An 11,967-nucleotide genomic window follows, 5' to 3' on the forward strand; every position below is an offset into this window, starting at 1 on the left:
AACTAAGAAACTCACCAAAACCCATAAAATACAAAGAGTTAAAAATTAATTTCTTAGATGAAAATTAAAAATATTTAATAAGACTAATTGATTAAAAGATAACATCATTTGAATTTATATTTGCTTCAGAAAAACACATAACGTGAAAAGGAGCAAGTATTAACTGAAAAGATGAAAATTTTGACGTGAGTAGATACATCTTGTGATTAGAGATTGAGGTTTAAGACGATTCAAAAGCTTATATCCTGAACCAGCCACAAAATTTATATATTTAATTTAAAAACCCACATATCAATACAAATGCGGTGGGTGTCTTATTCCCTGCGGGGAGGTAAATATGTCACATTCAACAAAATATTCGCCGATAGCAATCGCTATTTCTGCGGCTCTGGCATCAATATTCATTCCAGTCCACGCAGCGTATTTAAATTTCAATGACTTGCCTGCAACAGGACTGGTGTCTGATTTACCAGCTGAGATCCAGGCGCTTATTCCATCCGGCGCAAGTGCAAATTACAGTAAAAACACCAGCGATCCTAACTATGTATATCAATGGAACACTGGCAGCATCCCAATTTATGGTAACGGTATTACGCTGAATGGCCCCGGTGCCGAAGCATTTGAACATACCGTGACTGTTATTCAGAACTCGGCGACTGGCAGCCCGGGCGTCATATTTGGCGATGACTTAACGATTTATACGCAATCCAAAGTTGCGGCAAATAACGGTAAAGACGTTGATGGGATCCGTACACACGGTACCAATACACCTGATAATCCGGTATTTGTAATAACGGGCGATCGCACCAAAATTTACGTTAACGGAGACAGTGGCGACGGGATTAATGCAGGTTACAGCTCTTTTAGTCAGGGTTATCTTGGTTCCGCTAACATCTACATTGGCAACGATGCGTATATTGAAACCACCGGTAACACCGGGCGCGGCGTTACCGCTTATGCCATCAAGGACGCCACCGCGGCAAAAAATAATATTATTCTTGGCGATCGCGCACATATCGTTACCCGCGGCAACTATGCAGAAGGTATTCGCGCATACCAAAGCGGTTCTTATATACGCCTCGGACAGGATGCAGTAATTGAAACGTACGGTAAATTGGCTTATGGCGCTTACGCAGGAGCCTCATCAAAGATTGAATTGGGCAAAAATGCCGATATCACCACCAATCTGGATGGCGCAAACGCGATTTATGCCAACGTTTCTTCAACGATCTCTTTAGCGGAAGGCGCTTCCATAACAATCAACGGTTTTGGCGCTTATGGGGTGTACGCCATCAATTCAATCGTCAATTTAGCGGAAGACGCTTCCATAACAACCAACGGTGTTGACGCTTATGGGGTGTACGCCACCAATGCGATCGTCAATCTCGGCGATAACGCATCAATCGCAATTAATAACAACAGCGGTACCGCATCCTCCGGCTTGCATGCGTTGTCGAAGGGGAAAATCAATCTGGCCGGCGGTGCAGCCATTACCATGGCCGGTGACAAAGCCAGCAATAACTATGCAATGTCGACCGTCAGCGGTGGGGTGATCGATGCTTCAACCGGCGGAAGATTCACCATTGATGGCGATATTTCCTCATCCGGCGATAACAGCGCCATTCTGCTTTCCATGCGAGACAATTCATTATGGGATGGCGCATCCTATATTACCGGTGCAGCAACAACAGCGCTCACCATGAGCAATGCCGTCTGGAATATGACCGACAGCTCGACACTGACCAATCTGACACTGGATTCAGGTGCGGTGGTGAATGTTCTGCATGATAACGACGGGTTATGGAAGACGCTGACGGTGAACGGTGATTACACCGGTAACGGTGGTACGCTCGCCTTTAATACCGTGCTGGCTGATGACGCCTCTGAAACAGACAAAATGATTGTCAAAGGGAATACCGCTGGTAACACCTTTGTCGCCATTAATAACATTGGCGGGACAGGGGCACAAACGGTTGAAGGTATCGAAATTATCGAAGTCGAGGGAAACTCCGCCGGTACCTTTGAAAAAGCAGGCCGTATCGTCGCCGGGGGCTACGACTATAACGTGGTGCAGAAAGCCAACAACTGGTACCTGACCAGCAAGGTCGAAGATGTGGAACCAGAGCCTGATCCTGTCGACCCCGGGCGCCCTATTGCACCACCGTCGATTGACCCGGTTTCACCGGCTGGTGAGCATCAGTATCGCCCTGAATTTGGTAGTTATCTGGCCAACAACTATGCGGCAAATACACTGTTCATGACTCGTCTGCATGATCGCCTGGGTGAAACACAGTACACCGATATTCTCACTGGCGAGAAGAAAGTCACCAGTCTGTGGCTGCGTAATGTTGGTGGTCATACCCGTTTCAAAGACGGCAGTGGTCAGTTAAAAACCAGCGGCAACCGCTATGTTATGCAACTGGGGGGCGATCTGGCGCAGTGGAGTACTGACGGTCTTGACCGCTGGCATGTGGGTGCAATGGCGGGCTATGCCAACAGTAATAACACCACAAAATCGAACCTTACCGGCTACCACTCCAGCGGGAAAACCTCGGGTTACAGCGTAGGGTTGTACGGTACCTGGTATGCAAATGAAGCGGACAAAACAGGTGCCTATGTTGATAGCTGGGCACTCTACAACTGGTTTGATAACGACGTAACAGGCCAGGAACAAGCGACGGAAAAATATAAGTCCAAGGGCATCACCGCGTCGGTTGAAGCCGGTTACAGCGTTAAAGTCGGCGAAAATGAACAGCGCAGTTTCTGGATCCAACCCAAAGCCCAGCTGGTCTGGATGGGGGTTAAAGCCGATGCTCATCGCGAGCAGAACGGCACACAAGTGAAAGACGAAAGCAGTGGCAATCTGATGACCCGCCTTGGCGTGAAAGCCTACCTCAGCGATCGTAACCCGGTTGACGCAGGTAAAGACCGCCAGTTGCAGCCATTTGTTGAAGCTAACTGGATCCACAACACGCAGACCACACGAGTGAAAATGGATGATGTAAGCAACAGCATGAGCGGTACGAATAATATCGCTGAACTGAAAGCAGGCGTGGAAGGCCGGGTTACACCAAACCTGACACTGTGGGGCAACGTTGCTCAGCAGGTAGGGACCAAAGGCTACAGTGACACACAAGGTATGCTGGGCGTGAAATACAGCTTCTGACAAACATACCGCCATAAAAAAAGCCGCTGATTCAGCGGCTTTTTCATTACTGGCAAGAAGAAGTATTACTCTTCTTTCGCACCGCGCATGGCGCGTTTACGGTCGTTCTCAGTCAGGTAGCGTTTACGGATACGAATAGACTGCGGCGTTACCTCTACCAGTTCGTCGTCGTCAATAAACTCCAGCGCCTGCTCAAGGGTCATCTTAACCGGCGGAACCAGAACCGTTGCTTCGTCAGTACCTGACGCACGCATGTTGGTCAGTTTTTTACCGGTCAGGCAGTTAACGGTCAGGTCGTTAGAACGACTGTGAATACCGATAATCTGGCCTTCGTAAACTTCAGCACCGTGGCCCAGGAACAGCTTACCGCGATCCTGCAGACCGAACAGAGCAAACGCAACCGCTTTACCCTGACCATTGGAGATCAGTACGCCGTTGTTACGCTGACCCACTTCACCCGGACGAACGTCATCGTAATGGCTGAAGGTGGAATACAGCAGACCAGTACCAGAAGTCATGGTCATGAACTCAGAACGGAAGCCAATCAGACCACGGCTTGGGATCACGTAGTCGAGACGTACGCGGCCTTTACCGTCCGGATTCATGTTTTTCAGGTCGCCTTTACGCTCACCGAGCGCCTGCATCACAGAACCCTGGTGTTGCTCTTCAACGTCCAGCGTAACGTTTTCGAACGGCTCTTGTTTACGGCCATCGATTTCACGGAAGATAACTTTCGGACGGGAAACCGCCATTTCGAAACCTTCACGACGCATGTTCTCGATAAGCACGGACAGGTGCAGCTCACCACGGCCGGATACACGGAACGCATCCGCATCTTCGGTTTCTTCCACGCGCAGCGCAACGTTGTGCACCAGCTCTTTGTTCAGACGGTCGAGGATCTGACGTGAAGTCACGTACTTACCTTCTTTACCACAGAACGGAGAGGTGTTGACGTTGAAGAACATGGTCACAGTCGGTTCATCAACAGACAGCGCCGGCAGCGCTTCTACATTTTGCGGATCGCAGATGGTGTCAGAGATGTTCAGCTCGCCCAGACCGGTGATCGCAATGATATCGCCCGCTTCTGCAACTTCGCTATCAATACGCTCCAGCCCCAGGTGAGTCAGTACTTTACCGACTTTACCGTTACGGGTTTTGCCTTCGCTATCAATGATAGTGACCTGCTGGTTCGGTTTCACTTTACCGCGCTTGATACGACCAATGCCGATTACACCAACGTAGTTGTTGTAATCCAGCTGAGAGATTTGCATCTGCAGGGTGCCGTCCAGATCAACGTTCGGCGCCGGTACATGGTCAACAATCGCCTGGTACAGCGGGGTCATGTCTTCAGCCATGTCTTCGTGGTCCATGCCCGCGATACCGTTCAGCGCAGAAGCGTAAACGATCGGGAAGTCCAGCTGCTCGTCGGTCGCATCCAGGTTAACGAACAGGTCAAAGACCTGGTCAACAACCCAGTCAGGACGCGCGCCAGGGCGGTCAACTTTGTTGATTACCACAATCGGTTTCAGGCCATGGGCAAATGCTTTTTTGGTCACGAAGCGCGTTTGCGGCATCGGGCCGTCAAATGCGTCAACCACCAGCAGCACGGAATCAACCATGGACATAACACGCTCAACTTCACCACCGAAGTCGGCGTGCCCTGGGGTATCAACGATGTTGATACGGTAATCATTCCATTTGATAGCGGTGTTTTTCGCGAGGATAGTAATCCCACGCTCTTTCTCCAAATCGTTGGAGTCCATCACACGCTCTTGTGTTTCAGCACGTTCGTCGAACGTACCGGATTGCTGCAGCAGCTTGTCAACCAGGGTCGTTTTACCGTGGTCAACGTGAGCAATGATGGCGATGTTACGCAGATTTTCGATCACAACTTTGCCTCAGGCATTAGAAATAGCGCGTTATTGTACACGTATTAATCGAAGGACTAAACAGGATCACAAACATCCTCCGCAAACAAGTATTGCAGAGTTGCTTTGTGATCGCTTTCACGGAGCGTTAAAAGGGGCATTTAACGAAAATTGCACCAATATAGTGCCCAATATTCACATAGAAGCACTATATTGGTGCAGCTTAACCATCATGGTGCAGCCCTTTTGCACGATACCGTGCATGATAACGCCTTTTTAGGGGCATTTAAAAGTTGGCATAGATTTCGCTTTAACTATTTTACGGCAACAACGCCAGGTTTACGTAGTATTTGAAGACCTCGTTACCACGACGACAATGACAAATCCGGGAGAGTTTAAGTATGTCCGCTGAACACGTTTTGACGATGCTGAATGAGCACGAAGTGAAGTTTGTTGATCTGCGCTTCACAGATACCAAAGGTAAAGAACAGCACGTCACTATCCCAGCCCATCAGGTCAATGCCGACTTCTTCGAAGAAGGTAAAATGTTTGATGGTTCTTCGATTGGTGGCTGGAAAGGCATCAACGAATCCGACATGGTGCTGATGCCGGACGCGACTACCGCTGTCATTGACCCGTTCTACGAAGAACCTACACTGATCATCCGTTGCGATATTCTGGAACCTGGCACCATGCAGGGTTACGACCGTGACCCGCGCTCCATCGCAAAACGTGCTGAAGAGTACCTGCGCGCTACCGGCATTGCAGACACCGTTCTGTTCGGGCCAGAGCCGGAATTCTTCCTGTTTGACGACGTTCGCTTCGGCAGCTCAATTTCTGGCTCCAGCGTCGCTATCGACGATATCGAAGGCGCATGGAACTCCTCTACCAAATACGAAGGTGGTAACAAAGGTCACCGTCCGGCAGTGAAAGGCGGTTATTTCCCGGTTCCACCGGTTGACTCTGCTCAGGACCTGCGTTCCACCATGTGTCTGGTGATGGAAGAAATGGGCCTGGTTGTTGAAGCTCACCACCACGAAGTGGCAACAGCAGGTCAGAACGAAGTGGCAACCCGCTTCAACACCATGACCAAAAAAGCGGACGAAATTCAGATCTACAAATACGTTGTGCACAACGTTGCGCACCGTTTCGGTAAAACCGCAACCTTTATGCCGAAACCGATGTTCGGTGATAACGGCTCCGGCATGCACTGCCATATGTCCCTGTCCAAGAACGGTACCAACCTGTTCTCTGGCGACAAATATGCAGGTCTGTCTGAAACAGCGCTGTACTACATTGGCGGCGTAATCAAACACGCGAAAGCCATCAACGCCCTGTCTAACCCAACCACCAACTCCTACAAACGTCTGGTCCCGGGTTACGAAGCGCCGGTAATGCTGGCTTACTCTGCCCGTAACCGTTCTGCTTCTATCCGTATCCCGGTGGTTGCTTCCCCGAAAGCACGTCGCATTGAAGTGCGTTTCCCGGATCCGGCAGCGAACCCGTACCTGTGCTTCGCAGCACTGCTGATGGCGGGTCTGGATGGGATTAAAAACAAAATCCATCCGGGCGAAGCCATGGACAAAAACCTGTACGATCTGCCGGCTGAAGAAGCGAAAGAAATCCCGCAGGTTGCAGGCTCTCTGGAAGAAGCGCTCAACGCACTGAGCGCTGACCGCGAGTTCCTGACTGCTGGCGGCGTGTTCACTGACGACGCGATCGATGCTTACATCGCTCTGCGTACCGAAGAAAACGACCGCGTTCGCATGACGCCGCACCCGGTAGAGTTCGAACTGTACTACAGCGTTTAATAAATTTAATACTCAGCGGACTTCTTGTCGTAGTAAGGCGGCAACTGAGCGAATCCTCGGGAGCATAGATAACTATGTGACCGGGGTGAGCGAAGGCAGCCAACGCAGTTACGGCGAGAAAGACGCCAGAGGATTTGTTGCCGTGGAACTTTTTAGCCCATCCCAGGATGGGCTTTTTTCTCCACCAACAACCTGATCTATCGCGCTTTTTACCGATAAAAAGCTATACTGCACTAAATTAGTGCAACTTTCCGGGAGACTGCTGAATGGCAAGTGGCGTGCTGCCCGATGCTGGGCAGATCCTCAATTCTTTAATCAACAGCATCTTGCTGGTTGATGATGAACTGGCAGTGCATTACGCGAATCCGGCTGCGCAACAATTACTGGCGCAGAGTTCACGTAAGTTATTTGGCACACCTCTACCTGAATTACTGAGCTACTTTTCACTGAACATCGATCTGATGCGGGAAAGTCTGCACGCCGGACAGGGGTTTACCGATAACGAAGTAACACTCGTCATTGACGGGCGTTCACACATACTTTCACTGACGGCGCAACGTTTGCCGGAGGGTTTGATCCTGCTGGAAATGGCGCCAATGGATAACCAGCGACGTCTGAGTCAGGAGCAGCTCCAGCACGCCCAACAAGTCGCCGCGCGCGACCTGGTGCGTGGACTGGCCCATGAAATCAAAAACCCACTGGGTGGACTACGTGGCGCCGCGCAGTTGCTGAGTAAAGCACTGCCCGACCCGGCATTGCTGGAATATACCAAAGTGATCATTGAGCAGGCCGACCGCCTGCGCAACCTGGTGGATCGTCTGCTTGGCCCGCAGCAGCCTGGAATGCATGTGACCGAAAGCATTCATAAGGTTGCCGAACGTGTGGTGAATTTAGTGTCGATGGAGCTGCCGGATAACGTCACGCTGGTCCGCGATTACGATCCCAGCCTGCCGGAACTGGCTCACGATCCCGACCAAATCGAGCAAGTTTTACTGAATATTGTCCGCAATGCGTTGCAAGCGCTGGGCCCGGAAGGCGGCGAGATCATTTTACGTACCCGCACCGCTTTCCAGCTAACGCTGCACGGTGTGCGCTATCGCCTGGCGGCGAGAATAGATGTGGAAGATAACGGTCCGGGTATTCCTTCGCATCTCCAGGATACCCTGTTCTATCCAATGGTGAGCGGGCGTGAAGGCGGCACCGGGCTTGGGTTATCTATCGCACGCAATTTGATCGATCAACATTCTGGCAAAATTGAATTTACCAGTTGGCCAGGACATACCGAATTTTCGGTTTACCTGCCTATTCGGAAGTAGAGGTGTTTATGCAACGAGGGATAGTCTGGATCGTTGATGACGATAGCTCCATCCGTTGGGTGCTTGAACGCGCGCTCACCGGGGCAGGCTTGAGTTGTACAACATTTGAAAGTGCCAATGAAGTGCTAGATGCGCTAACCACCAAAACCCCTGATGTACTGCTTTCGGATATTCGTATGCCAGGGATGGATGGACTTGCGTTACTGAAACAGATAAAACAGCGCCATCCGATGCTTCCGGTCATCATTATGACCGCACATTCCGATCTGGATGCCGCCGTTAGCGCCTATCAACAAGGGGCGTTTGATTATCTGCCCAAGCCATTTGATATTGATGAAGCGGTTGCGCTGGTCGAGCGTGCAATCAGCCATTATCAGGAACAGCAGCAACCGCGTAATGTACAGGCCAGCGGCCCGACAACTGACATCATCGGCGAAGCCCCGGCAATGCAGGATGTGTTCCGCATTATAGGTCGCCTGTCGCGCTCGTCCATCAGCGTGCTGATTAATGGTGAATCCGGTACGGGTAAAGAGCTGGTCGCACATGCGCTGCATCGCCATAGCCCACGGGTTAAGGCGCCGTTTATTGCGCTAAATATGGCCGCCATCCCAAAAGATTTGATCGAGTCTGAACTGTTTGGTCACGAGAAAGGGGCCTTTACCGGCGCGAATACTGTGCGTCAGGGCCGTTTTGAACAGGCCGACGGGGGGACGCTGTTTCTCGACGAAATCGGCGATATGCCGTTGGATGTGCAGACCCGTTTGCTGCGTGTACTGGCTGATGGCCAGTTCTATCGCGTGGGCGGTTACGCACCGGTAAAAGTCGATGTACGCATTATCGCAGCCACGCACCAGAACCTTGAGCTGCGGGTTCAGGAAGGGAAATTCCGTGAGGACTTATTCCATCGTCTGAACGTTATTCGCGTGCACCTGCCACCGCTGCGCGAACGTCGGGAAGATATCCCTCGCCTTGCGCGGCACTTTTTGCAGGTTGCAGCCCGTGAGCTGGGGGTGGAAACCAAGCAACTCCACCCTGAAACAGAAGCGGCGTTAACGCGTCTGCCCTGGGGCGGGAACGTGCGTCAGCTCGAAAATACCTGCCGCTGGCTGACGGTAATGGCTGCAGGTCAGGAAGTCCTGATTCAGGATCTCCCTGCTGAGCTTTTCGAAACGACCGCGCCGGATAATCCATCACAGAGTCTGCCGGACAGCTGGGCGACCCTGCTGGCGCAATGGGCGGATCGCGCGTTGCGTTCCGGTCATCAAAATCTGCTCTCTGAAGCGCAACCAGAGATGGAGCGGACGCTGCTGACCACCGCACTGCGGCATACACAAGGGCATAAACAGGAAGCGGCGCGCTTGCTCGGCTGGGGCCGCAATACCCTGACGCGTAAGCTGAAAGAGCTGGGAATGGAGTAGACGGCAGTAGAAATGTAAAGATTGAATTGCCAGTGCAAATTGCTGCAATTTCACACTTTACTGTTACTCGCAGTTAAGTATGATCTTGCCCGTTCACGGGGGAGTTCATCATGCTGGAATCATTCATCAATATGGTTACGACAGGCGTCGAAGCTGGCGCGTCTGCAAGCCATACACCGCAAACAGCCATCGCGGCTGTGCTTTGCGCCGCGTTGGTTGGGCTGTTTAGCTAACCTTACTGACGGCACTGCGCTTATCAGGCCTACGCACCATGTTGTAGGCCTGATAGCACGCTCGCTAAATCACCCGAGAGAATTGCTGCAACCGCGCTTTCTGGCGCAGATAGGCGTCGAAGCACATGCAAATATTGCGGATCAGCAAACGCCCTTTCGCCGTGACCTGTAACCCTGCGTCATCAACCACCACCAGCCCGTCGTCCGCCAGCGGCGCTAACAAGCGCAAGTCCTCGGCAAAATAGTCGCGAAAATCGATACCCCAGACGTTTTCCACCGCACCGAACGCCAGACGGAAATTGCAGATCAGCATTTTGATCACGTCACGGCGAATACAGTCATCACGGGTCAGCGCAATCCCCCGCCATAGCGCGTTACCGCGTTCGTCTACTTGCTGATAATAATGTTTCAGCTCTTTCTGGTTTTGCGCATAGCTGTCGCCAATCATGCTGATGGCAGAAACGCCCAGTCCCAGCAGATCGCTATCGCCCTGGGTGGTGTAACCCTGGAAATTACGGTGCAACACTCCGTTACGCTGTGCCACGGCCAGCTCGTCATCCGGGCGGGCAAAATGATCCATACCGATAAACTGATAACCCGATGTGGTGAGCGAGGTGATGGTTTGCTGCAAAATATCCAGCTTCTGTTGTGCGGAAGGCAAATCGGCATCTTTGATTTTTCGTTGCGCGGCGAACAGCGTCGGCAAATGCGCATAGTTGAACACGCTGAGACGATCCGGGCTCAGCGCCGCCACGCGTTGTAGCGTAAAGGCAAAGCTTTCCGGCGTCTGTTTTGGCAGTCCATAAATCAGATCGATATTGGTCGAAGTAAAACCGATTTTCCGGGCATGATTAAGCAGCGCGAAGATAAAATCTTCATCCTGCTCGCGGTTAACCAGACGCTGAACTTCTTTATTAAAGTCCTGCACCCCCATGCTCAGGCGATTAAAGCCTTCGCTGCGCAGATGATCGAGAACATCCAACTCAATTTCACGGGGATCCACTTCGATCGAGATTTCCGCGTCATCGTTAAAAGCAAAATGCCCTCGCAGGAGCCCCATCAGGCGGGTAATTTGCGCTTTATTCAGGTAAGTTGGCGTACCGCCGCCCCAGTGCAACTGGCTGACGTGGCGGCCTTTAAACAGCGGCGCACGATGAACGATCTCGTGTTCCAGCGCATCCAGGTATTGATCGGCTTTATGCTGCTGCCGGGTAACAATCTTATTGCAGCCGCAGAAATAGCACAGCTTGTGACAAAACGGGATATGAACGTACAGCGATAGCGGACGCTCCGGATAACGCGCAACAGCACGCTGAAAATCCTCTTCGCCGTAAGCGTCGGAAAACTCCAGCGCGGTAGGGTATGAAGTGTAACGCGGCCCGGAATAGTTATATTTCTGGATGAGGGCCAGGTCCCAGTCGATCACATGCTCTGACATTGCTTACTCCTTCCGATGACGCCGCTGGCGGGTCCGGCGGCCCGGCCTGACCTCGTTGCGGGTCATAAGCCGGTTGCGCAGCCACACTTTGCGCCGCGACAACCGCTGTAGTTTAACGAATAACCACACCAGATAACATATAACCGGAAGGGTTATAAGCAGGACGGGAAGGCCCATAGAAAAGGATTAATTGCCGCCTTTCAGCAGACGCATCATATCTTCCTTGCGCTCTTCTTCTTCCTCATCTTCATCATCATCGTAAGAGAGGCCCAGTTTCTGCATCAACTCATCAATACGATCCAGTTTGGCATCCACCCACGCCTGGTCTTCAGCGCTCAGGGTTTCGCCCTCTTCCAGACGTTCCAGTAGCGCATCCAGGCGCTCATCCGTTTCCAGCATCTCCAACTCATCCTGCGGTGAAAGCATAGGTTTCTCGCTCTTAGGTTTGTGGTGCTTTTTAACCTGGGGTTCGGTAACGCCCAGTGGGATCGGTTTTTTGCTGCCAATGCGCGGATCTTTTTGCGGTTTACCCTTGCCGGAGCCGGAAGACTCAGCACCACCGTTCGCGCGGCTGCCGGAAGCATTACCGCGATGCTTTTTGTCACGTTTGCGATCGCGGCCTTCCTGATTTAATTCTTCACGTGTTTTACGGCGTACTTTGCTGCGTGGTTGGGCGGACGGTTTTTTCATGATGGTCGTCTTAAGTCGTTTTCTTCA

Annotated in this window: 8 protein-coding genes; 5 read left to right on the forward strand and 3 right to left on the reverse strand. The window is 51.7% G+C overall.

Going from position 1 to position 11,967, the window contains the following annotated elements; all coding sequences use genetic code 11:
* Positions 1 to 337: 337 nt before the first annotated feature.
* Positions 338 to 3,166, forward strand: coding sequence for an autotransporter outer membrane beta-barrel domain-containing protein (locus O9K67_RS24265; protein WP_061499505.1), 2,829 nt, complete (start codon positions 338 to 340; stop codon positions 3,164 to 3,166).
* Positions 3,167 to 3,231: 65 nt separating this feature from the next.
* Here the strand turns inward: O9K67_RS24265 and typA are convergent, their stop codons facing one another.
* Entirely contained in the window at positions 3,232 to 5,055 is a 1,824-nt protein-coding gene (gene typA / locus O9K67_RS24270) for a ribosome-dependent GTPase TypA (RefSeq protein WP_061499509.1), read from the reverse strand.
* A gap of 380 nt (positions 5,056 to 5,435) precedes the next feature.
* On the opposite strand from typA, the gene glnA reads away from it, so the two are divergent.
* The 4 genes from glnA (at position 5,436) to O9K67_RS24290 (ending at position 9,812) form a co-directional block, all read left to right on the forward strand.
* Positions 5,436 to 6,845: a glutamate--ammonia ligase gene (gene glnA, locus O9K67_RS24275; RefSeq protein ID WP_061499512.1), complete on the forward strand. Its 1,410-nt coding sequence runs from the start codon at positions 5,436 to 5,438 to the stop codon at positions 6,843 to 6,845.
* 266 nt (positions 6,846 to 7,111) lie between these two features.
* Entirely contained in the window at positions 7,112 to 8,161 is a 1,050-nt protein-coding gene (gene glnL / locus O9K67_RS24280) for a nitrogen regulation protein NR(II) (RefSeq protein WP_061499515.1), read from the forward strand.
* An 8-nt stretch (positions 8,162 to 8,169) separates the two neighbouring features.
* A complete protein-coding gene (glnG, locus tag O9K67_RS24285) occupies positions 8,170 to 9,579 on the forward strand; it encodes a nitrogen regulation protein NR(I) (RefSeq protein WP_061500261.1) in 1,410 nt (469 codons plus the stop codon).
* Between the two features lie 110 nt (positions 9,580 to 9,689).
* Positions 9,690 to 9,812, forward strand: a complete 123-nt coding sequence (locus O9K67_RS24290) for a YshB family small membrane protein (RefSeq protein WP_139109680.1) — start codon at positions 9,690 to 9,692, stop codon at positions 9,810 to 9,812.
* A 64-nt stretch (positions 9,813 to 9,876) separates the two neighbouring features.
* On the opposite strand, the gene hemN is transcribed toward O9K67_RS24290, so the two are convergent.
* Positions 9,877 to 11,250: an oxygen-independent coproporphyrinogen III oxidase gene (gene hemN, locus O9K67_RS24295; RefSeq protein WP_061499518.1), complete on the reverse strand. Its 1,374-nt coding sequence runs from the start codon at positions 11,248 to 11,250 to the stop codon at positions 9,877 to 9,879.
* Positions 11,251 to 11,436: 186 nt separating this feature from the next.
* Positions 11,437 to 11,940: a Der GTPase-activating protein YihI gene (gene yihI, locus O9K67_RS24300; RefSeq protein ID WP_061499522.1), complete on the reverse strand. Its 504-nt coding sequence runs from the start codon at positions 11,938 to 11,940 to the stop codon at positions 11,437 to 11,439.
* Positions 11,941 to 11,967: the final 27 nt, after the last annotated feature.

It is taken from the genome of Kosakonia oryzendophytica, from assembly GCF_027886705.1.
GTDB classification, from domain to species: domain Bacteria; phylum Pseudomonadota; class Gammaproteobacteria; order Enterobacterales; family Enterobacteriaceae; genus Kosakonia; species Kosakonia oryzendophytica.